At 39.7% G+C, this 22,932-nt stretch carries 24 protein-coding genes; 20 read left to right on the top strand and 4 right to left on the bottom strand.

Translation table 11 applies throughout. The features are described from left to right. Positions 1–385 precede the first annotated feature (385 nt). From ftsE to GNT69_RS01035, 3 genes are all read left to right on the top strand, one after another. On the top strand, positions 386–1,072 hold the full coding sequence (gene ftsE, locus GNT69_RS01045) for a cell division ATP-binding protein FtsE (RefSeq protein ID WP_203553094.1): 687 nt from the start codon (positions 386–388) through the stop codon (positions 1,070–1,072). Continuing rightward, a complete protein-coding gene (gene ftsX / locus GNT69_RS01040) occupies positions 1,062–1,958 on the top strand; it encodes a permease-like cell division protein FtsX (protein ID WP_203553093.1) in 897 nt (298 codons plus the stop codon). The genes ftsE and ftsX overlap by 11 nt, the downstream gene beginning before the upstream one ends. A gap of 66 nt (positions 1,959–2,024) precedes the next feature. Then, positions 2,025–3,359 carry a PcsB-like coiled-coil domain-containing protein gene (locus GNT69_RS01035; protein WP_203553092.1) on the top strand — a complete coding sequence of 445 codons (1,335 nt, stop codon included), beginning with the start codon at positions 2,025–2,027 and terminating at the stop codon, positions 3,357–3,359. Between the two features lie 75 nt (positions 3,360–3,434). Here the strand turns inward: GNT69_RS01035 and GNT69_RS01030 are convergent, their stop codons facing one another. Next, positions 3,435–3,980 (bottom strand): phage holin family protein, encoded by a 546-nt coding sequence (locus GNT69_RS01030; RefSeq protein ID WP_203553091.1) that lies wholly within the window; start codon positions 3,978–3,980, stop codon positions 3,435–3,437. A 225-nt stretch (positions 3,981–4,205) separates the two neighbouring features. On the opposite strand from GNT69_RS01030, the gene GNT69_RS01025 reads away from it, so the two are divergent. From GNT69_RS01025 to rnjA, 3 genes are all read left to right on the top strand, one after another. Further along, positions 4,206–5,639 carry a S41 family peptidase gene (locus tag GNT69_RS01025; protein ID WP_203553090.1) on the top strand — a complete coding sequence of 478 codons (1,434 nt, stop codon included), beginning with the start codon at positions 4,206–4,208 and terminating at the stop codon, positions 5,637–5,639. A gap of 276 nt (positions 5,640–5,915) precedes the next feature. Continuing rightward, positions 5,916–7,097: a PDZ domain-containing protein gene (locus tag GNT69_RS01020; protein WP_203553089.1), complete on the top strand. Its 1,182-nt coding sequence runs from the start codon at positions 5,916–5,918 to the stop codon at positions 7,095–7,097. A 311-nt stretch (positions 7,098–7,408) separates the two neighbouring features. Beyond that, on the top strand, positions 7,409–9,073 hold the full coding sequence (rnjA, locus tag GNT69_RS01015; protein ID WP_203553088.1) for a ribonuclease J1: 1,665 nt from the start codon (positions 7,409–7,411) through the stop codon (positions 9,071–9,073). Positions 9,074–9,179: 106 nt separating this feature from the next. Here rnjA and GNT69_RS01010 read toward each other — a convergent pair whose 3' ends face one another. After that, positions 9,180–9,911: a class I SAM-dependent methyltransferase gene (locus tag GNT69_RS01010; protein WP_203553087.1), complete on the bottom strand. Its 732-nt coding sequence runs from the start codon at positions 9,909–9,911 to the stop codon at positions 9,180–9,182. A 173-nt stretch (positions 9,912–10,084) separates the two neighbouring features. Here GNT69_RS01010 and GNT69_RS01005 point away from each other — a divergent pair, with 173 nt between their 5' ends. Then, the gene (locus tag GNT69_RS01005; protein WP_203553086.1) at positions 10,085–10,348 is read left to right on the top strand and encodes a hypothetical protein; all 264 of its coding nucleotides are present in this window, start codon (positions 10,085–10,087) and stop codon (positions 10,346–10,348) included. A gap of 87 nt (positions 10,349–10,435) precedes the next feature. Here the strand turns inward: GNT69_RS01005 and GNT69_RS01000 are convergent, their stop codons facing one another. Beyond that, complete coding sequence (locus tag GNT69_RS01000) at positions 10,436–10,981, bottom strand: TVP38/TMEM64 family protein (protein ID WP_239093979.1); 546 nt, start codon at positions 10,979–10,981, stop codon at positions 10,436–10,438. 190 nt (positions 10,982–11,171) lie between these two features. On the opposite strand from GNT69_RS01000, the gene GNT69_RS00995 reads away from it, so the two are divergent. The 10 genes from GNT69_RS00995 to GNT69_RS00950 all read left to right on the top strand — a co-directional run bounded on the left by GNT69_RS00995 (position 11,172) and on the right by GNT69_RS00950 (position 18,366). Further along, positions 11,172–11,510 (top strand): ArsR/SmtB family transcription factor, encoded by a 339-nt coding sequence (locus GNT69_RS00995; RefSeq protein ID WP_343206434.1) that lies wholly within the window; start codon positions 11,172–11,174, stop codon positions 11,508–11,510. 16 nt (positions 11,511–11,526) lie between these two features. Continuing rightward, entirely contained in the window at positions 11,527–12,825 is a 1,299-nt protein-coding gene (locus GNT69_RS00990) for an ArsB/NhaD family transporter (RefSeq protein ID WP_203553085.1), read from the top strand. Between the two features lie 27 nt (positions 12,826–12,852). Further along, positions 12,853–13,272: an arsenate reductase (thioredoxin) gene (arsC, locus tag GNT69_RS00985; protein ID WP_203553084.1), complete on the top strand. Its 420-nt coding sequence runs from the start codon at positions 12,853–12,855 to the stop codon at positions 13,270–13,272. A gap of 74 nt (positions 13,273–13,346) precedes the next feature. Further along, a complete protein-coding gene (gene arsD, locus GNT69_RS00980; RefSeq protein WP_203553083.1) occupies positions 13,347–13,700 on the top strand; it encodes an arsenite efflux transporter metallochaperone ArsD in 354 nt (117 codons plus the stop codon). A gap of 32 nt (positions 13,701–13,732) precedes the next feature. Next, complete coding sequence (locus tag GNT69_RS00975) at positions 13,733–14,158, top strand: protein-tyrosine phosphatase family protein (RefSeq protein ID WP_203553082.1); 426 nt, start codon at positions 13,733–13,735, stop codon at positions 14,156–14,158. A 183-nt stretch (positions 14,159–14,341) separates the two neighbouring features. Further along, positions 14,342–16,114, top strand: a complete 1,773-nt coding sequence (arsA, locus tag GNT69_RS00970) for an arsenical pump-driving ATPase (protein WP_203553081.1) — start codon at positions 14,342–14,344, stop codon at positions 16,112–16,114. A 43-nt stretch (positions 16,115–16,157) separates the two neighbouring features. Further along, positions 16,158–16,433, top strand: coding sequence for an adhesin (locus GNT69_RS00965; RefSeq protein WP_203553080.1), 276 nt, complete (start codon positions 16,158–16,160; stop codon positions 16,431–16,433). Between the two features lie 248 nt (positions 16,434–16,681). Beyond that, entirely contained in the window at positions 16,682–17,032 is a 351-nt protein-coding gene (locus GNT69_RS00960; RefSeq protein WP_203553079.1) for an ArsR/SmtB family transcription factor, read from the top strand. 56 nt (positions 17,033–17,088) lie between these two features. Beyond that, the gene (locus GNT69_RS00955) at positions 17,089–18,093 is read left to right on the top strand and encodes a permease (protein ID WP_203553078.1); all 1,005 of its coding nucleotides are present in this window, start codon (positions 17,089–17,091) and stop codon (positions 18,091–18,093) included. Between the two features lie 33 nt (positions 18,094–18,126). Next, positions 18,127–18,366, top strand: coding sequence for an MTH895/ArsE family thioredoxin-like protein (locus GNT69_RS00950; protein ID WP_203553077.1), 240 nt, complete (start codon positions 18,127–18,129; stop codon positions 18,364–18,366). Positions 18,367–19,069: 703 nt separating this feature from the next. Here the strand turns inward: GNT69_RS00950 and GNT69_RS00945 are convergent. Then, positions 19,070–19,633, bottom strand: coding sequence for a DoxX family protein (locus GNT69_RS00945; RefSeq protein ID WP_203553076.1), 564 nt, complete (start codon positions 19,631–19,633; stop codon positions 19,070–19,072). A gap of 478 nt (positions 19,634–20,111) precedes the next feature. Here GNT69_RS00945 and GNT69_RS00940 point away from each other — a divergent pair, with 478 nt between their 5' ends. The 3 genes from GNT69_RS00940 to GNT69_RS00930 all read left to right on the top strand — a co-directional run bounded on the left by GNT69_RS00940 (position 20,112) and on the right by GNT69_RS00930 (position 22,842). Beyond that, entirely contained in the window at positions 20,112–21,044 is a 933-nt protein-coding gene (locus GNT69_RS00940) for a ring-cleaving dioxygenase (RefSeq protein ID WP_203553075.1), read from the top strand. 139 nt (positions 21,045–21,183) lie between these two features. Further along, positions 21,184–21,798 carry an alpha/beta hydrolase gene (locus GNT69_RS00935; RefSeq protein WP_203553074.1) on the top strand — a complete coding sequence of 205 codons (615 nt, stop codon included), beginning with the start codon at positions 21,184–21,186 and terminating at the stop codon, positions 21,796–21,798. Between the two features lie 315 nt (positions 21,799–22,113). Beyond that, entirely contained in the window at positions 22,114–22,842 is a 729-nt protein-coding gene (locus GNT69_RS00930) for a TVP38/TMEM64 family protein (RefSeq protein ID WP_203553073.1), read from the top strand. The last annotated feature ends 90 nt before the right edge of the window (positions 22,843–22,932 follow it).

Genomic DNA, 22,932 nt, shown 5'->3' with positions numbered 1-22,932 from the left:
TCATCAATTATCCACGCCAATAGAAAGACCCATCATGTAGAAAGTCGTTTAATTGTCATAAAACACTTCGTTCTCCCCTTGTGTATTCGACAATTTATGCTTGTTAACACCACTCATTTAACAAGATTCACATTTTCTCCAAATTCTTTTGTAATCAAAATGTAATATTTCAAACCCATTAATTCCCCTTTAAATCAATGTTCTCCCTGTCCTTTTTTACAGTTCGTCCCACATTTATCAATAAATCGACGCTTTAAATTTCTGTGAAAAGAAACTGTAATATTTTAATAGGTTCCATTGTTAAACCTAAATGATATAATAATTTCTGGTTACAAATTCTGTCGAAAACTAGCCGAGTGGATAAAATAATGGACTAGGTGATTTTATGATTCAAATGCAAGACGTATATAAAAAATACCCGAATGGTGTCACAGCTTCAAACGGGATTAATGTAAATATAGAGCAAGGTGAGTTTGTTTATGTTGTTGGGCCGAGCGGCGCTGGGAAGTCTACTTTTGTTAAAATGATGTACCGCGAAGAAAGGGCGACCCAAGGAACGATCACTGTGAATGGGATTAACCTTTCGACATTAAAAAACAACAAAGTGCCACTATTTCGACGAAATATTGGTGTGGTTTTTCAAGATTTCAAACTATTAAATACGTTAACCGTTTTTGAGAATGTTGCTTTTGCGCTGGAAGTAATTGAAGAGCAGCCAACAATCATTAAAAAACAAGTGATGGAAACCCTTGATCTTGTAGGGTTAAAACATAAAGCGAGAATGCTTCCAACAGAGCTATCCGGTGGAGAACAGCAGCGTGTCTCGATTGCGAGATCCATTGTCAATTCACCGAAAGTGGTGATCGCCGATGAGCCGACAGGCAATCTTGATCCCGATACATCATGGGAGATTATGAAAATTTTTCACGAAATTAATTTAAGAGGGACGACAATTGTCATGGCTACCCACAACAAAGAGATTGTGAATACAATCAAGCATCGTGTCATTGCGATCGAGGGCGGGAAGATCGTACGTGACCAACAGAAGGGTGAGTATGGATATGAAATCTAGAACTTTTCGCCGCCACGTGAGAGAAAGTTTTAAGAGTTTAGGTAGAAATGGCTGGATGACATTAGCCTCCATCAGTTCAGTGACAGTGACGCTGTTACTAGTCGGTGTTTTCTTTGTCATCATGATGAATTTAAATAGCGTCGCTACTTCAATAGAGGAAGATGTGGAAATCCGCGTTCATATTGATATCGCTGCGAATGAAGAAGATAGAGAGCTGTTGGCAAACGAAATCAGTAAGATTAACGAAGTGGACAGTATTGATTTTTCCTCGAAAGAAAATGAACTTGATAGTTTAATTGCAAGTTTTGGAGACGAAGGGGAAGCATTTAAGCTTGTTGAACAGGAAAATCCTTTAAGGGACGTTTTTATCGTAAAGGCGAAGCAACCTGCCGATACGATTCAGGTTGCTGATCAAATCGAGCAATTTAATTACGTTTCTAGTGTGAAGTATGGACAAGGAACCGTTGAACCGCTGTTTAAGTTTATCGATGTGAGTCGTAATGTTGGCCTGATTTTAATCATTGGCCTGTTATTTACAGCGATGTTCCTAATTTCTAACACAATTAAAATTACAATATTGGCACGCCGGCATGAAATTGAAATTATGAGGCTTGTTGGAGCGACCAATTCATTTATCAGGTGGCCATTCTTCCTTGAAGGACTATGGCTTGGCATTCTTGGAGCATTGACCCCAATTGCCGTCGTTGCAACTTCTTACTACTATTTATACGATCTTATTCAATTGAAAATACCAAACAATCATTTTATTAAAATTTTAGAATTTAATCCATTTGTTTATCAATTATCGGCTGTTCTTCTCCTACTAGGGGCCGCAATTGGCGTTTGGGGAAGTCTCATGTCTGTACGTAAATTTTTAAAAGTTTGATTTAAATAGGAAGGGTTGATCTCTTCCTATACCTACATACAAGAAGAACGAGAGGAGTTAGGATTAGTGAAAAAACAGATACTCTCACTAGCATTAGTTGGTGCTTTAAGTTTAAGTTCATTCCTTGTTGGAGCTGTTAACGCAGAAGGACTATCAGATTTACAAAGAAAACAAGAGAATCTTAATAAAGAACGCTCTAGTTTGCAGTCTGATATTAAAGAAAAAGAATCAAAGATTGAAGAACTAAAAGATGAGCAAGTGACGGTTGCCTCGGAAATTAAAAGATTAGACCTAGCTGTCGTAGATGCGACAAACAAGTTGAATGAAAAGAATGCGGAAATTGAACAGACACAAAAGGAAATTGAAAAACTAGAAAAAGAAATCGATATTCTTCAGGATCGGATTGAAAAAAGAAATGAGTTGCTGAAAGATCGAGCGGTTTCGTTCCAAGAGAACGGTGGGACGATTAACTATATAGATGTTCTTTTTGGTGCCCAAAGTTTTAGTGACTTTATTGACCGTGTCAGTGCCGTAGCAACAATTGTCCAGGCAGATAGGGATATATTAGAACAACATCAAAAAGACAAAGATGAACTTGAAGCGAAGCAAACAGAAGTAGAAGGAAAACTTGCTAAGCTCCAAGAAATGAAAAAGGAACTAGAAACGTTGAAGGCTGAACTAGACAGCCAAATTACTGAGAAAAACAAACTGATGGAAACGTTAGAAAAAGAAGAAGAACAGCTTGGGGCTGAAAAGCTTGCTGCTGAAGAAGAGGAAGCAATCCTTGCAGCGCAAGAAGCAGCGATTCAGAATGCGATTAAAATGGAACAAGAAAGGCAAGCTGAACTCGAACGTGAACGCCAACGAGCCGCTCAGGCTGCAGCAGCAGCTGCGGCAGCGGCAGCGGCACAAAAGCAGTCAAGCAGTAATAATAGCAGTAACAACAGTAGTGGCAATACAGGCGGAGGTTCACCTGCGGTATCAACAGCACCGCCCGTCTCTAGTGGTGCCTTTACATGGCCTGCCTCTGGGTATGTTTCTTCTGGGTTTGGACATCGTTCATTAGGCTATCACCATGGAATTGATATCGCGAAGAGTGGCCCGAATGTACCAATCGTTGCGGCGGCTGACGGTGTCGTCATTCGTTCCTATTATTCTCCTAGTTATGGAAATGCGATTTTCATTTCGCATTCAATTAATGGACAAGTTTATACGACCGTATATGCTCATTTAAGCAATCGCATGGTTAGCGCTGGTGCTGCCGTGAAAAAAGGTGAGCGAATCGGGACGATGGGGAACACCGGTCACTCATTTGGTCAACATTTGCACTTTGAGCTTCATAGAGGACCGTGGACGGCCAATAAAGGAAATGCAGTAAATCCTTTGCAATATTTACCTTAAAGAAAAAGGGAAGAGACAGACTGTCTCTTCCCTTTACCTATTCTATTGCCTTGGAGAATGGGATCCATCTGTCTTTCATGTACCTTCAGGTTTGTTTTGGTTAGCTGATTCTCCGTTATCGACTGCAGGCTCTTCACTAATAATTGGTTCTAACTCTACTTTTGGTACCATAATCATGCTAGTAGTTTCATCAAATTTAGGTGCTTCGTTGACAGTAGGAGCTTCCTCGCCTTTAGGTGTTTCATTGATACGTGTTTCTTCTTCGCCTTTAGGCAATTCATTGACATTCGTTTTAGACGCTTCAGAACTTTTATCCTCAATTGGCGCCATTTTCTCCTTTTGTTCCATTTCAATCATCATTTTCCTCATTCTATTTCCTTCACGTGTTTGCTTGAACATTTGGTGACCTAGGACTGCTACACCTGCGGCAATGATTCCATTAATAATTGCATCTACAGTAAAACCAAAAGCGAAGGTACCAAATCCAATTGAAAAGGCTAATAAAATCCATATAGTTGACCAGTCTGGGATGTTTGGTGTTTGTTTAACTGCATAGCCAATTACCCAGAGTGCTGGGACAAGCATATAATAATTTTCATGCAAAAAATCAAGTAAATCCAAGATTCTCACCTCCAAAATTCGCTTATTATAGAATATGAAATTGACGGCTTGTTTGTTTAGACCATTGTATAATCATCGACCAGGAAAAATTGGTATTCAATATCAATATATGAAAGCAGGAAATAGAAGTGATTTTGCTTCATAACTCGTCCATACTCGTCATATAATGGAAAGCAAGTCCAATATAAAGATCTCATGCTGGATTCAAAGAACAGGAGGACGCTGATGAAGCCAAAACTGGTAGCTCTAATGATGGCAGGAGCCTTAATAATAGGAGCAGGTGGAACCTATGCTGGAATGCAGTTTTTAGAAACAAACCCTAGTCGTGAGGAATTCGAGCAACTCAACCCTGATGACGGAGAAGTGATTTCGTCAGAAGGCTTGGAAAAGGTGGAAAAGGCATATAGCTTGATTTTAAGCAGCTATGTCGAGGAAGTAGAACAGGAAAGCTTGATTGAAGGGGCGATCCAAGGGATGCTGACTACGCTTGATGACCCTTATTCTGTCTATATGAATGCAGACACAGCGAGGCAGTTCAATGAAACATTGGAATCTTCCTTTGAAGGAATTGGAGCCGAAGTAAGCATGATTGACAATAAGATTGTCATTGTTGCGCCGTTTAAAGATTCTCCTGCAGAAAAAGCAGGGCTTAAGCCAAATGATCAGATTCTTAAAGTTGATGGGGAAAGTGTTGAAGGGCTTGATTTATATGAAGCAACACTGAAAATCCGGGGCGAAAAGGGGACGACAGTTAAATTGGAAATCGCTCGCAACGGGCTGAAAGAACCTTTAACAATTCCGGTAAAACGTGATGAAATTCCTCAAATTACCGTTCATGCTGAGATGAAAGGTGAAAAGGTAGGGTATATCGAGATTACCTCTTTCTCGCAGGAAACAGCGATGGAATTTAAAAATGAATTGAAAGAGTTAGAGAATGATGGCATCGATGCGCTTGTTATTGATGTTCGTGGCAACCCCGGCGGCCTCCTTACGAGTGTACAAGAAATATTAAAAGAATTAGTCACTGACGATAAACCACTCTATCAAATTCAAGAACGAAACGGGGAGAAAACGCGTTACTTCTCAACGTTGAAAAAGGCAAAGGCTTATCCAATTACTGTGTTGACTGATCGGGGCAGTGCCTCAGCATCGGAAATCCTCGCTGGTGCGCTGAAAGAAGCTGGCGGCTATGAAATTGTCGGGCAAAGAACTTTTGGAAAAGGCACCGTTCAGCAAGCCGTACCGATGGGCGATGGCAGCAATATTAAAATTACACTTTTTAAATGGTTGACACCGGACGGGAACTGGATTCATAAAAACGGGATTGAACCGACGATTCCTGTTGAGCAACCAAAACTTTATCAAACGCACCCCATTCAAGCTGAGGAACCGTTAAAACGAGATATGAATAACCAACAAGTTCAAAATGCCCAAGAAATTTTAATTGGAATTGGCTATGCCCCTGGGCGAACAGATGGCTATTTTAGTGACCAAACAGAAACAGCTGTTAAGGCGTTTCAGCGCAAAAATGACTTGAAAGTTACCGGCATTATTGACCGGAAAACAGCGTCAGCCCTCGAACAAGCGGCAAAAGAAGAAATGAACAAAGAAGAAAACGATGCCCAGCTGCAAACCGCGCTTAAACTAATGACAAGATAAGGGAAATGCTGTCCGTTTGGACAGCATTTTTTCGTAGAGTACGAGGTTACTCTACGAAAACTGAGCAATACTCTACGAAAATCGTTATTTACTCTCCAAAACTGGTCATTTATTCTACGAAAATCCCCATTCACTCTACGAAATCATCGATTTACTCCACAAAAGCCAATAAATGGAACCCCGGCCTCCGGAAATCCGAAACTAGTCATATGTTTTACGTTCGAAGTTTGATAAAATAAATTTAACTGACGATTACAAGAAAGCTGGTGACATTGGGTGACGCAAGTATGGCTAATGGAGCTGTTAAAGGGGACAGGTAAACTATTTCTTCACCCTTTGTTTTATTATTTATTTTTTATCGCGGCATATTTAGGGGTATCACGGGTAAAGCGGGAGCGAAAAAACTTCCACGTTCGCGCCAAGGATGCTTATTTTGAACTCAGGCAACTGCTTCCGATCGGGCTTATAATTGGGCTCGTGCTTTCCATTATTACGGTCGCCTCCGGGTTAGTCGTCCCGTTTGCGTTCATACTGTTAACGGCTGCCTTAACATTTTTATTAAGTTTGACAAAGCAAGTAAGATTGCTTTCACCTATTTACACGGTTGGAATCGCATTTTTTCTGCTTGTTTTTATGGCAGGACAAACGATGAACGTTCCGTTGATTGGGAGGTACTTCAGTTCGCTTGAAAATACAATCTTCCCGTCAATCGCTATTCTTCTCGGATTATTGGTGATTGGGGAAGGGATTCTCATTCGTAAAAATGGTGCCCTCGGGACATCCCCGAAACTAATTAAAAGCAAACGGGGACAGACGATTGGTGTTCATGAAGTAAAACGAGTTTGGATGCTTCCTGTATTTCTCTTCATTCCTGGGGGGGCCATTCAGCCGTGGCCGGTTTTTGAAATGGGAGACAATCTCTATTCTCTAATGTTCGTCCCATTTGCTCTCGGTTTGCAACAGCAAATTCAAGGAATGCTGCCGAAAGAAGCAATTCGAATGCATGGGGGAAGAGTGATTGCCCTTGGTATTATCGTTTTAGCGGCTGCTGTTGCTAGCTTTTGGTACCCGCTCGCAGCGATTGCCGCAGTCGCAATCGGTATCCTTGTTCGGGAAGCCCTCACGATTTTTCAAAAAATACGCGACGAAAATCGCCCATTCTACTTTTCGAAAAAGAATGATGGAATGATGATTTTAGGAATTATTCCCGAATCACCTGCTGCTAAAATGGATTTGCACGTAGGAGAGTTAGTGACAAAAGTAAACGGGATCTCCGTATATGATGAAAAGAGTTTTTACGAGGCAATCCAACGAAACGCTGCTCATTGCAAACTGGAAGTGATTGATACAAACAAGCAAATTCGGTTCGTCCAAAGAGCGCTATTTGAAGGGGAACACCATCAACTAGGGATTTTGTTTGTACAGGATGAGAAAAAGTGGGATCATGCTGTCGTGTAGAGGGAATATATCCATTCCCTCTATTTTTATCGCAGGTTAACTGACAGTAATAGCCCCACTTCAAGACTTCAGGTCAACTAGTTAGGATACTGGGGATGAAGAAAATCCCCTCTGATGGAAGTTTCGCTTTATCTTAATCTTTACAAGTTGTGTTATGGCACAAATTATGTTATATTCAAGTTGTTTTTTTCCACTTTTATCCTCAAATTTCTCCTATATCTTTTCTTACTTTTCCACTTAGTATTTAAAAAGGTTTAATGAATAATTGTGAAAAAGAGATAACTAAAGTATTTTTAGATGGAGTTGAACAAATGAAAACAGAAGAAAAGGCTATTAAAATTATTCCTTTAGGCGGACTAGGGGAAATCGGAAAAAACACTTATGTGATTGAGTATAAAAATGAAATGGTGCTTGTTGATTGCGGCATTAAGTTTCCTGATAATGAGCTTTTTGGAATTGATTATGTTATCCCAGATTATACATATCTTATTCGCAATCAGGAAAAACTCAAAGGCATCTTTATCACGCATGGTCATGAAGACCATATTGGTGGACTTCCTTTTTTATTACGAGAGGTTAAAGCTCCCATTTATGGCGGAGATTTCGCGATCGAATTGATTAAGAGCAAGATCGACGAACATCAAATTAAAAATGTAGAATTGCATCAAATAGATGGGGATTCAGAAGTACAATTTAACAATATGAAGATTCGTTTTTTTCGAACGACTCATAGTATTGCGGACTCTTTCGGGGTGGTCGTCACAACGGCCGAAGGAAATATTGTTCATACAGGAGATTTTAAGTTTGACTTTACACCGACAGGAAAGGATACTGAATTCCACAAAATTGCACATATTGGAAGAGAAGGAGTCCTTTGCTTATTATCAGACAGTACAAACAGTGAAGTTCCTGGATTTTCAATCTCTGAACAAAGAGTGGGAGAAGCAATCGAAGATATCTTTAGGACGACAGATGGCAGAATTATTTTTGCAACCTTTGCTTCTAATATCGATCGGATTCAGCAGGTCGTAAAATCCTCAGTAAACTACAAGCGCAAAATAGCAATAATTGGACGTAGTATGGAAAAGACAGTTGAAATCGGGAAAAAACTTGGTTATATTGAAGCACCCGAGGATACTTTTATTCAAGTGAAAGAGATTAGTCGAATACAGAGTGATAAGGTGACGATTATATGTACAGGAAGCCAAGGAGAGCCGATGGCCGCGTTATCACGAATTGCAAATGGTAGTCATCGTGATGTCAAAATTATTCCTGGTGATACCTTTGTCTTCTCATCTTCCCCAATTCCGGGAAATGAAATAAGTGTCAATCGAGTAACGGATTTAATTGAACGTGCAGGTGGTCAGGTTATTCATCATAAAATTAGTGAAGTACATGCCTCCGGACATGGAAAGCAAGAAGAACAGAAGCTAATGTTAAAGTTATTAAATCCTAAATTCTTTTTTCCAATCCACGGGGAATATCGGATGCTACAGTCACATATTAAATCAGCTGTTGACTGTGGAGTGCCGAAAGCAAATTGCTTTATTTTAGATAATGGAGATGTACTAGAATTAACTGAGCAAAGTGCAGAGAAAAAACCAAATAAAATCCCAGCCCAACCTGTCTATATTGATGGAAGTGGAATAGGAGATATAGGAAATATCGTTATACGAGATCGCAGAATTCTTTCACAAGAGGGTTTATTAATTATTACAATGAATATAGATCGGAAGAATCACACGTTAATCAAACGTCCTGTCGTCGTTACGAGGGGATTCGTTTATGTAAGGGAAGCTGGTGACCTTATAAGAGAAGTCGAGGATCGTGTGTATGATACCGTTCTAACTCAATTAAATGAGCAAAGGGTTAAATGGTCGGAATTGAAAAAAGCAGTAATAGATGATGTCCAACCGTTCTTATATCACAACACAGGTCGCAGGCCAATGATTTTGCCAATCGTAATGGAAATATAACGTTTTAATCTATGTTTTGAAAAGACGAGATAACATGTAAATCATTCCGTACAATATGATAATAAAAATAGAGGAAATAAATCCATTTCCTCTATTTTTTTAATTATCAAGCTTTCATCGCCTTAAACGCTCGGTAACCAAGGTCTTCGCCAAACCTCATCATTAAGCGGCTATGGTCAGCAAGGACTTTTTCTGTTCGGCGATCTAAATTGGTTGGCATGTCAACAATACTTTGATCGTCCGATTGTGTCCAGAAGTCTTCGATTTCCCCTAAAATGGTATTCCTTTTTAAAATCTCGACGTCATGAAAGCCTGCCTTCTCATACAATTGAACCCACTCTGCTTCTGTTGGAATATGCTTTATGTGATAAAAGGATTTAATCGGCGCAATTTCTTCCTCTGTTAAAGATCCTTCTGATGTCAATTCAGTATTAAGAAGCCAGCCACCTTTTTTAAGTACGCGGAAATATTCATTGGTCGTTTTATTGATGTTTGTAAAAATCGTCGTTGATTCTGCAATAACAACATCGAAAGAATCATCGGGAAAAGGCAAGTTTTCGATATTTCCTTTAATGAATTTCCCAGGAAGGTTGTCTTCCTTAAAACGACTTTTTGTGTGTTCGAGCATATCTGGATGAAGGTCAAGGGCATAAACTTTACACTTTTTCTCTTTCGCTAAATAGGCAGCCGTTTGTCCCGTTCCACAACCAGCATCAAGAACGAACGAACCTTTCTTAAGTTTTTCTCCGTCTAAAATTTTTTTTGTGAGGTTAAATCCACCTGGGTGTGCTGCAGAAATTCCCCCCGTTGCTAATGCATCATGATAATTAAAGTTCATCGATTCATCCCCTCGCCCTATTTTTTAGTATCCTATGCATGTAGTCAACACAATTCCTATAAAAAAGGAAATTTTCTAATTCCACACATGCCTTGTGCACCTGTCCACTCAGTTGGTGAAGATGCACATAGGATACTAGTAGCTCGTCATGAACTAGATTGGAGGTGTAAAACATGTCAGCTGCAAGATATTATGATATGTGTCGACGGGGAATCGGCAGGCCAGTTGAAATTCGTACGGTTGATGGACGTGTTCATCGTGGAATGATTTCGAGGGTAACTCCTCAAAAGGTTTATGTTCGTCCAATGGGTGGACGCGGTCCTGGTTATGGGGGCTATGGCTACTTTTGGCGCCCATGGGGCTTTGGCTTGGGACTAGGAATCGGAATTGCCTTCGGTGCAATTGCCGCTTTAGCATTTACCCCGTTTTGGATTTAAATATTTGCCTATCATAAAAAAGGAAGAAGCAGATTAGATCAATCTGCTTCTTCCTTTTTTGGGGATTTCGGACAGCTAATAAGGTAGTCATTGCTGTTTTTTAAAAAACAAATATAAAAGATAGCCAAAAACAACAAGGACGACCAACGCAATTTGCCATGCAGATTGTAAGTTCATTACATAATAAACGGAATAGCTTTCAATATATAAGGCAGGAATTTTGCCTAATGTACTAGCAATGCTGAAGTGGAGAAATCCCATTTTGCTTACTGCTGCCGCGAGGGTGACGAACCCTGAAGGGACGAATGGGAGCAGTCTTAATAAAATGACGAGAAAAAAAGCCTCTGTCCCAGCTGTCTGTTTTAACCTTCGTAAAAATTTATTTTCGAGTTTCTTCTTTTTTGCTTTCCTAGAGAATAACTTGACTCCTTTTCGATAGAGAATAAAGCTAATGATTGCTCCTAATGCTTCGCCAACAATTAATAGAATGAGACCTATTTCAAAACCAAAAAGGGCGATAGTCCAGGCGGTAATAAATGCGCTTGGCAATACACCTGTTATCGCGACAAAGACGTTCATAATGATGCTGGCAACCGCTGCCAAAATCGGGTGCATTTCAATCGTATGTAACAAAAAGATAAACACTTCCTCGTAACTTGTATTAATTCCTTTTAACATAAGGCTGATGAAAAGGGAACAAGTTTATTAATAAAATGTAAACTTTATGTGAAAGACTGTAAATTTTACTCGAAAAGGATTGAAATAAGTATATAAGCATTTTATTATATAATAAGTTGCTTATATAAAAGGTGGAGGTGAGATTGTGGAAAAAGGTTCATTAGAAGAAACGGCTGGCATTTTAAAACTATTGGGCGATAAAACGAGATTATCGATGCTCGGGCTCATGATCAAACATGATTGTTGTGTCTGTGAATTCGTTGAGATTTTTCAAATGTCTCAACCTGCAATTAGTCAGCATCTTCGTAAATTAAAGGATGCCGGTTTAGTGAAAGAGCAAAGAAAAGGACAGTGGATTTTTTATTCGCTAAATCGGGAAAATAGGTATTTCCCGCTCGTTCAGGATGTATTAACTCATATCCCTGATCAAGAGGAAAAGCTTGTTTCACTAGAGAAACAAGGTTTACGAATTTTGTGTGACTAATGGAGGTTGGATTTTTGTGGTACAAACACTTTTAGCATTAATTATTTTTATCATTACCCTTGTTCTAGTCATTTGGCAGCCAAAAAATCTTTCGATTGGCTGGTCGGCCTGTGGCGGGGCGGTTGTCGCCCTAATTGTAGGTGTCGTTGATCTCATGGATGTTTGGGATGTAACGAATATCGTCTGGAATGCGACACTTGCATTTGTTGCGATTATCATTATTTCACTTATTCTTGATGAAATTGGTTTCTTTGAATGGGCGGCGCTCCATATGGCGAGGATCGCAAATGGAAATGGCGTGAAAATGTTTGTCTATGTAACGATTTTAGGGGCATTAGTGGCGGCATTCTTTGCGAACGATGGTGCTGCACTCATTTTAACACCGATTGTACTTGCAATGGTGCGCGCCTTGAAGTTCGATGAGAAAATGGTGTTTCCGTTTATCATCGCCAGTGGATTTATCGCCGACACAACTTCATTGCCACTCGTTGTTAGTAACCTCGTGAACATCGTTTCCGCCGATTTCTTTGGAATTGGTTTTGCCGAGTTTGCTTCAAGAATGATTGTGCCGAACTTTTTCGCGCTCGGGGCTAGTATTTTAGTTTTATATTTATTTTTCCGTAAAAGCATTCCTAAAAAGTATGATTTATCAAATTTAAAACAACCCGTCGAAGCGATTAAGGATCAAAAAATGTTTCGATTATCATGGATTGTTCTCGCCATTTTACTAGTCGGCTACTTTGCCAGCGAGTTCATTGGTGTACCAGTATCGATTGTTGCCGGTATTATCGCGATCTTCTTCTTACTTATGGGACGCAAAAGTCCCGCCGTCAATACGAAAACGGTCATTAAAGGCGCACCATGGAGTATTGTCTTTTTCTCAATCGGAATGTATGTCGTCGTTTATGGACTGAGAAATGCCGGGTTAACAAACATGTTGACCGATGTGATTCAAGTTGTCGCAGACCAAGGATTGTTTGCAGCGACGATTGGAATGGGCTTCATTGCCGCCATTCTTTCTTCAATTATGAACAATATGCCAACGGTGATGATTGATGCCTTGGCGATTGCTGATACGAATACGACGGGTGTAATTAGGGAAGCGCTAATTTATGCGAATGTTATCGGGTCAGATTTAGGTCCGAAGATTACCCCGATTGGTTCATTAGCAACATTGCTTTGGCTCCATGTTCTAAGCTCTAAAGGTGTCAAAATCTCTTGGGGAACTTATTTTAAAACAGGAATCATCTTGACGATTCCGACGCTATTTATTACATTAGTCGGTCTCTATTTATGGTTGCTGATTATTTCATAAAAATTGATTAAAAAGGAGAAATCTTTTATGTCTAAAAAAATCATTTACTTCTTATGTACTGGAAATTCATGTCGTAGCCAAATGGCAGAAGGCTGGGCAAAGCACTACTTAGGTGATGAATGGGAAGTGAAAAGTGCGGGAATTGAAGCACATGGTCTAAATCCAAATGCAGTTAAAGCGATGAAGGAAGTGGATATTGATATATCCACTCAAACGTCTGATATCATTGATCCTGAAATCTTAAATAATGCTGATTTTGTTGTCACGCTTTGCGGCGATGCAGCGGATAAATGTCCGGTGACTCCTCCGCATGTGAAAAGAGACCATTGGGGATTTGATGACCCGGCAAAGGCCCAAGGAACAGATGAGGAAAAATGGGCTGTATTCCAACGTGTTCGCGATCAGATTGCTGAGAGAATTAACCGTTTCGCGGAAACTGGAGAATAAACAATAGGATAGAACCAAGGGATCGTTAGCTCTTGGTTCTTCTAATATCAACTCGTATTCAGGAGGGAAACAAGATGAAGAAAGTAGAAATTTTCGACCCTGCTTTATGTTGTCCAACAGGTGTATGCGGACCAAGCGTTGATCCTGAATTGACAAGAATGGCGGCAGCTGTTTTTCGTTTAGAGAAAAAAGGTCTTGAAATCACACGCTATAATCTTGGAAATGAACCGGCAAGGTTTGTTGAAAACAAGGAGGTCAATCAAGTTCTCCAAGAAAAGGGACCAGAGTCGTTACCAATTACAGTTTTGAATGGAGAAGTTGTGATGCAAGGTGGCTACCCATCAAATGAGCAGTTGGCTGAATGGTTTGATGTAAGTATTGACGACTTAAAAGAACAAAAGGCTTCACAGAAAATTAATCTATTTTAGTAATCAAATACACCGTTTAATTGGAGGAAAAGATGAGCGATAAAAACTACCAACAACTAATCCAAGACCGTATCTTTATAGGAGGAGCTGATGATGTTCCAGAAGTTATAAAAAACGAACAGCCAGATGTAATCTTTGATTTGCGTGCTGAAGCATCAGAAAATAACTCTGATGAGAAGCGAATTCATAGCCCGATTGTCGATGATAAGGAGAATCAGGAAGAATCGGTGAAACAAGCAATTAACAATGTCGTGAGTGCATATAAAGAAGGGAAGAAAGTTTATTTCCATTGTGGTGGCGGCAGCAATCGTACAGGGACTGTGGCGATCGGGACAATGCTTGCGTTAGGAGAAGCGAAAAGCATCAAAGAGGCAGAAGCAAAAGCTCAAAACATTCGTCCGAAAATTAAAGTGAAACCGGAAATGAAGGAAGTCTTAATGCGGGTTTTTCCCGAATAAATGAACGATAAAGGAAAAAAGGGAGATTATGATTTTTTAAGGAACATTTTTATAACCGATGGGCATTGCTCCTCGGTTTTTTTAATCAATCATGTGTGAATCATTAAATTTTAACGCAAATGGATGATTGAACCGTGTCTTTTTGTCGAAAAAGGCCCAATATATTGGAAAGAAGGCTAATAAATGTTCTCATTATTCAAACCAGATTATATTGAAACACAATTTATGTTTTTAACGGGGAAAGGCGGGGTCGGGAAAACATCAACCGCTTGTGCAACAGCTGTCGCTTTGGCGGATCAGGGTGAAAAAGTGCTACTCATTAGTACAGATCCTGCCTCCAATCTCCAAGATGTATTTGGCATTGAGTTAACTAGCACACCGAAGGCAGTTCCAACTGTTGAGAATTTGTATGTGAGCAATATTGATCCTGAGGCTTCCGCTAAAGCGTATCGCGAAAGCGTTGTTGGCCCTTATCGTGACAAGCTTCCCGAAGCGGTTGTAGCAACGATGGAAGAACAGTTATCAGGTGCATGTACCGTCGAGATTGCGGCGTTTGATGAATTTACCAACTTTCTGACACATGAAGAAATCGTCAGCGAGTATGATCATATTATCTTTGATACGGCGCCAACCGGGCATACATTAAGATTATTACAGCTGCCGACCGCTTGGGATGGCTTTTTAGCAGAGAGTACTCACGGTGCTTCTTGTTTAGGGCCGTTATCTGGTTTATCAGATAAAAAGAATCTCTATGCAAATGCAGTTGCAGCTCTTTCCGATTCAACGAAAACAACCTTGATTTTAGTTACGAGACCCGACGTTTCGGCGCTATTAGAAGCAGACCGTGCTTCAAAGGAATTGAAGGGAATTGGGATTAAGAATCAAATGCTAATCATCAATGGACTTCTTCAGAGCCATGCAGAAGGCGATAAAATTTCCACCGCTTTTTACGAGCGTCAGCGTGAGTCTTTAACGCAGATTCCTGAAAATTTCCGGGAAACACCGATGTACTCGTTACCATATGTTCCTTATTCGCTAACGGGCATCGAGAATTTGCGGCATTTATTTAAACTGGATGGTGATGTTGCGACCAGTGAGATAATGAATACGGAAAAGATTTCCCTTCAGCTCCCAGGTTTAAAAGCGGTTGTCGAGGACTTTTCAGATAATGGCACAAAATTAATCTTTACGATGGGCAAGGGTGGTGTCGGCAAAACAACAGTGGCTTCTGCGATTGCCGTTGGGCTCGTGGAGAAAGGACATCAAGTCCATTTAACAACGACCGACCCTGCCGCCCATTTAGACTATCAATTCCAAAATGATCACCTTAATGAGAGGTTGTCAATCAGCAGCATTGATCCGAAAGTAGAAGTCGAAAAATATAAAGCCGCTGTGCTTGAAAAATCAAGTCCGCATTTAGATGAAGCCGGCCTTGCTTATTTAAAAGAAGATTTGGAATCGCCATGTACGGAAGAAATCGCTGTGTTTCAGGCGTTTGCTGAAGTCGTCGCGAAGGCTGAGAATGAAATTGTCGTCATCGATACGGCGCCAACCGGGCATACATTATTATTATTGGATGCGTCAGAATCGTATAGCAAAGAAATTGAGCGCTCTACAGGGGAAGTGCCTGAAAGTGCGAAAAAACTTCTGCCGCGTCTGCGCAATCCAGAAGAAACAACGGTTGTCATTGTCACGCTTGCGGAAGCGACACCAGTATTAGAAGCGTCAAGATTGCAAGATGATTTAAGACGTGCCGAAATCGAACCAAAATGGTGGGTCATTAACCAAAGTCTATATGCGACAACTACAACTGATCCCATTTTAAAAGGGAAAGCAATCGCAGAACAAGAATGGATTCAAGAGGTAAAGGACAAAAAAGCAGTAAAATGTGCAATCATTCCTTGGGTTCACGAAGAAAAGATTGGCTATGAAAAGCTGAAAGATTTTATTCAGTAGTGTGAAAAAATAAATGATGCGGAGAAACTAGGAGGGAATAACTATGAACATTACAGATAAGGCGAAACAATTATTAGAAACGGTTTTAAGTGAAAAAGGAGCAGAGGGTATTCGGCTTTATTCAGTTGCTGGCTGCTGTGGTCCGCAGTTCGCGATTTCCTTAGATGAACCACAGGAGCATGATCGTGTGAATACAATTAATGGAATTAAAGTTGCATTCGATCCTGAAATCCCAAATACAGAGGAATTAACCTTAGATAAGGAAGAAAGTGAAGAAGAAGCAGGTTTGGTTTTAATCGGTGCTAATAGCTGTTGTTAAAAAAATGAGTGAATCAGGATGTCAGTAAAAACCCTACAAAAATAGAGGGGATTTACTGATATTTTTTTTTTGCCCAAGAAAGAGATAATCAAATTGTCCAAAGCAATTATTGAAATAAAGCGAATCTAAGATAAATGTTGACGAGACAAGGGGTATTTCCATTTTGGCTATTTTTGTCATTAAGTTGTCACCAATAAAACTATAAAACTAGAAAAATAGTTTTATACTTAAAGTAAGGAGATGGTTTTATGGGGGATATTTGGAAATTGAAATCAACTGAACAAATGAGGACGGCCAAGCAGGAAGCTGAGAAGGAATTCCCGATGATTGTAAACAACGCTGAACTGGAACGGAATGCATCTCTATTCAAAGGGTTGGCTGATGAGACACGCCTAAAAATCATTGCCCTATTATCTAGACAAGATTTATGTATGTGCGAAATTGTCGCAGCATTAGACGGTGCCAATTCGACAATTAGTCATCATCTGAAAATTTTAGAAAAAGGTGGGCTTATTGAATCAAGGCGTGAAGGGAGGTTTACTGTCTATCAAGTGAACAAGGATACAACAACCGTAATTCACTCGATTCTAACTAAATAAAAAGGCTTTCAGCCCATAAAATAACGGACTGAATGGACGTTTAGGAGATGGGGCAAATGAATATTTTTGAATGGCTTAATAACCAGTTGCTCAAAATGGAATGGCTGCATGATTTAGTTACGCTGCTTGTGGAAAAAGGGTTTGGGTTAGATACAAGTGACAGGGTCGGTGGAAGTATTCACTTTTTTATTTACGATGTTATCAAAATATTTATTTTATTGTCTGTTCTAATTTTTATTATTTCCTATATTCAAAGTTACTTTCCGCCCGAGCGAACGCGGGAAATTCTCGGTCGTTTCAAGGGTGTGACCGCTAATACGATTAGTGCTTTACTTGGAACGGTTACTCCATTTTGTTCTTGTTCATCAATTCCGTTATTTATCGGTTTCACAAGTGCAGGCCTCCCGATTGGGGTTACGTTTTCATTTTTAATTTCTTCGCCGCTAGTTGATTTGGCCTCTGTAATTTTATTGGCAAGTATTTTTAATTGGCGGATTTCAATCGCTTATGTGATTGTAGGTTTAATTCTTGCCGTCGTGGGCGGAACGATTATGAGCAAAATGAAGCTTGAAAAATATGTGGAGTCTTTTGTCTATAGCAACCCGATGGTTAACAGTGCACAAGTGGAGCTGACAAGACGGGATCGGATCAGCTATGCAATGGACCAAGTGCTCGAAATTATTCAAAGAGTTTGGTTGTACATTTTAATCGGGGTCGGAATTGGTGCAGCGATTCATAACTGGATTCCTGAACCAATGATTACAGCCTTGCTCGGTCAAGATAAATGGTATTCTGTTCTGTTAGCAACGATAGTTGGCATTCCAATGTATGCCGATATTTTTGGGACCTTACCAATTGCTGAGGCATTGGTAGCAAAGGGAGTAGGTATTGGAACAGCACTCGCTTTTATGATGGGCGTAACCGCACTTTCACTTCCGGCGCTTATTATGTTGAAAAAAGTGGTGAAAACAAAACTATTAGTTATCTTTATTTCGATTGTAACGGTAGGGATTCTTATCATTGGCTATGCGTTTAACGCGATTAGTCACCTTTTCTTATAACTGAGAATCAAAATGATTGAGGAGGAGATTGCTGTGCAAATTAAGATTTTAGGAACAGGTTGCAAAAAATGTGTTCAATTAGGGGAAAACACAGAAGCAGCGCTTAAACAACTCGGTGTAAATGCCGAAATCGTTAAAGTAACTGAGGTGAAAGATATTCTTGCCTATGGAATCATGTCGACACCAGCTTTAGTTATTGATGAAGAAGTGGTTTCAATTGGCAAGGTGTTGAAACCAAAAGAGATCGTAAAAATGTTAGAAAATGTGAAGTGAAAATAGGGATAGCTGTTCAATCATTGAACAGTTTTTTTCTTGCATAATTCAGTCACGGCAAATGGCCGCCCGAGTTGGTCACAGCATGGTTCCACGTGGCTGTTGCGGTGGATTTCCACGAAAGCTGGTCACATAGCGGAGGTCTACGTGTCCAGCTCAGTAGGCTTCCGTGAAAATCGGTCGTGTAGCAAAGTTCTATGTGACCGAGATTCTTCCTTCTCGCTGATATAACTGAATGGTGATTTCACTGCGTCTGAAAAATAAACGGATAAATTCCGGCTAAACTGGGAAATACCGATATTTCCTTAAAAATAAGCGGAGTTTTTCCGTTTATATGATCAAAATCTTTGGATTTTGTCTTATATTGAGCAGTTAACCGGAATATTTCCGCTTATATCCGCTTCTTAAGCTTCCCCTATATACATTAGCAGGAAATTCTCCGCTTATTCATTCTCAACCCTACACAAAAATCGATAAGGCGAAGGCGAAATTAGGTTTGCAAACAACTTAAAAAGTAAAATTTGCAAAAACACCGAAGAATGAGCAATTAAAAGCAAAATAGCAAGGGCATGAACCCTTGCTATTTCTAATGTTTTTAATCTCTCTAGCCTTACAAATTGCCCTACACTTTATAGTGCAAAAAGGATTACATTTTCCTATGCAAATTGACGTTTTGTGATAGGAAACGGAACCTGTTAATCAACTACTCGTTATTTTTATTTTTCCCCCAAGGCGTGCCTAAATAAGGTAAAGCCCAGCGATCTAGTCCATACCAGCCAGCTACTTTCCAAGCAAGCACGAGCCAAGTTGCTAAAATAAACATGAGTGGATTGGTACTTAATGTTCCGGCAAATAAAAAGCTGACATTCATAATGCTGCCAAAAAATGCGGCAATTCCAGTCAATAAGCCAACTATCAACCCTAAGCCAACAAGTACTTCTCCATAGGCCACCATGTAGGAAAAAGCGGTCGCATTTGGCAGAACAGTATTTTCCAAGAAGGTGGCATACCAACCGGTCACATCTCCACCAGATTCCGCTCGCCCTAAAGCTCCTTGGACATACCCTTGGATAGCAGCACCAGCATTTTCTCCTGTCCACGCATCACTCGTAACCTTTCCCCATCCAGCAGTAAACCATAGGTAACCAAGATACAAGCGGATTATTAACCAAATCCAAGCAGAACGTGTACTATTAAATAAATAGAATGAAAGCGGATTTTCAGCTACAACAATGGAATTCCCTTGTCTAACTGGTTTATCACTCATATCCATTCCCCCTTTACAAATCCATTCCCTTTATCTTATGATTTAAACCATTTTTATTTGCTCTATTTTCATTTTTTCAGTTAAAAATAACAAACATCAGTTAATCGACGAACGACTAGATTGTAAAAATAATAGAAACTTATCTATTGACATGATTAAAATACTGGCTTATAATTATCTCGAATTAAAGATATCCAGAAACGAGACAATAGAGGCAATTAACCGTTTTATTAAAACAAATTTCTTGTCAGCTACGAATCAACAGGTGGAGCGCTTAAAACGTTAAGATAATCACAACAAAGTCAATAGCTTCCTGTTTTAATGGGAGCCTCCTCTTTTCTTTAATATCTCGAATTCGAGATGATCATTCACTTTGAGACGCAAATTAACTTGAGATTGTCACCTGTAACAAATCGACCTCAAATACAATCCAACTAGTAAAGCTAACAATAATCACTTTTTAAAAGGAGAGCTACTTATGCAAAAGAAAACGATGGGAATCCACCATATTACCGCGATTGTCGGCCATCCGCAGGAAAATGTTGATTTTTATGCACGTGTGTTAGGCTTAAGATTAGTGAAGAAAACAGTCAATTTTGATGATCCTGGAACATACCATCTTTATTTCGGAAACGAAGGGGCGAAGCCGGGAACGATTATCACCTTTTTCCCGTGGGTAGGTGCTAGGAAAGGCCGAATCGGTGGCGGCCAAGTTGGAGTTACTTCCTATGCTGTCCCAACGGGGGCGCTCCAATTTTGGGAAAAGCGTCTAAAGCAATTCACCATTCCTTTTCAGAAGCAAACGCGTTTTGACGAAGCGGTGTTAGTATTTGAAGATTCACATGGATTGAAATTGGAGCTAGTTGAAAGAGAAACAGGGGAATTAAATACTTGGGAATTTGCTGGGGTGACCAAAGATGTCGCAATTAAAGGATTTGCTGGATCCACTTTATATTCGACAAATCCAATAGAAACAGCTGTAATACTTGAACAAGTAATGGGTCTTGAAAAAGTGGCAACAGAAGGAGCGTTCACTCGTTATCGTTCACTAGCTGATATTGGCAATGTCATTGATTTAATGACAAAGCCGGTGGCTAGAGGAGAAATGGGAGTTGGGGTCGTACATCATATTGCTTGGCGCGCTCAAGATGATGAAGACCAACTCAACTGGCAGAAACATGTTCAAAGCTTTGGCTACGGAGTTACGCCGGTAAAAGACAGAAACTATTTTAACGCCATCTATTTTAGAGAGCAGGGCGAAATTCTCTTTGAGATTGCTACCGATCCGCCTGGGTTTGCCCATGATGAATCATTAGAGACAATGGGCTCAGAATTAAAATTGCCTATGCAATATGAGCAATATCGAGAAAAGCTAAATAATGTACTTATTCCGATTGAAGTGAGAAAATGAGGCTAAAATTAAGGAGGAGATCATTGATTCCTCGAAGCTTATCCGACTCGCAGGAAATTACGATGCGAATCTCATTAAAAAGACGGAAGGAATGAACTAGAAATTAACACCTCGATAAAGAGGATGGGAGGAATACAGCATGAAACATATTTATCAAAAAGGAAATGATCTAACACGACCAACCTTGCTTTTGCTGCATGGAACAGGGGGGAATGAACAAGATTTACTTCCCCTTGCACCAAAAATCGATGAGGATGCATCCGTTTTAAGTGTACGTGGAAATGTTCTTGAAAATGGTATGCCGCGGTTTTTCCGGCGTCTAGCAGAAGGCGTATTTGATGAAGAAGATTTAATCTTCCGTACGAAGGAGTTATATGAATTTCTTCATGAAGCAGCTGAAAAATATCAGTTTGACAAGCAAAACATCGTTGCAATAGGCTACTCGAACGGAGCTAATATAGCTGGCAGCTTGCTTTTCCATTATCAAGATGCGTTAAAGGGAGCGATTCTCCATCATCCGATGGTGCCAAGACGTGGCATTTCTTTACCAGATTTATCAGGAAAACCCGTGTTTATCGGTGCAGGAACGAATGATCCAATTTGTTCACCAGCAGAATCAGAAGAACTTAAAGCACTACTGGAAGACGCGAATGTGAAGGTAGATCTTCACTGGGAAAATTATGGTCACCAGTTGACATTAGGAGAAGTGGAGTCTGCAGCAAAATGGTATAGGAAAAATTTTAATCAATCGTAAATTAAGCATTCTTTTGTCCCCACCGTTTTCGGTGGTTTTTTTATACGACCGACAGTCGCACAGGGTGCCGTTGACATGGCACCCTTCATTTTTTTAAAAAAACACAACCTCTAATTACCAATCTATATCCTTTTCATTCTTAATCAATACATGAGATAATCTTAATGTGAAAAATATTGAGCATCACTCATACGCACATACTGCTGTTTTATTCTTCTTTTCACTTGTTCATCTCCCTCAATGGAAATATTCTTCAGCCTGTTTTAATAGAATAAGTTAAATGCTCAAATAATTTATATAAAGAAAAGGTGACATATGGAAAGAAATTTGAAACCGGAAAAACGAAGTAGAATCAGAAGGAAAACCGTTTTTATTTGGTTATTATTCGTGACCATTGTGTTATTTTTTACTTTTAATCGTGAATTGTTTAAGCTTATTTTAGACGGTGATATTGATGCCGTTCGAGAAAAAATGACTGGGAAATCCTTTTATGCCTATACATTTATGCTTCTGATAATGATTGTTCAAAACAGCTTCACAATCGTTCCATTAATATTAGTGATTACGGTAAATATTGCATTGTTTGGTGTCATCAATGGATTTTTATGGAGTTGGTTTACGAGCGTTGTTGCTGGAGGCGTTGTATTCTTGGCAGTACGCTATTTTTTCCAAGAATGGCTGACGCAGCGTTTTGATGAGAAAACATTGGCAAAGATCGAGGATAAAGGCTTTGTATATGTGTTTCAAGGGAGAGTGTTTCCGTTTGTTCCGACAAGTTTAATTAATATTTTAGCGGGGGTAAGCACTGTTCAATTTCGTCATTTTATCTTTGCAACGGCAATTGGGAATTTCTTGTATTTTTTGTTGCTCTCTTTAATTCCAGCCGGGCTGATGTCTCCAAATATCAATGAATATGAATTAGGTCTTCTTCTGTTTTTAACGGTAACAATTTTGTTTATTTTAAAGAGATTTTATGATAAAAAGAAAAAGAAACAAGTAGATCATCCAATCGATGCTGGGACAGGAAGACAGTTAGATGATTAAGGTTTGTTATATGCGAGCATTAGTCGTTTTCCCCCTAATGAGAATAGTGATATACTCATGGGGGACTTTAATTTTAATCGGTTAAAAGTA

Source organism: Bacillus sp. B15-48 (assembly GCF_016879755.1).
GTDB lineage: Bacteria > Bacillota > Bacilli > Bacillales > Cytobacillaceae > Mesobacillus_B.
The sequence above is the reverse complement of the archived record's forward strand: the minus strand, read 5'-3'. Positions and strand labels throughout refer to the sequence as shown.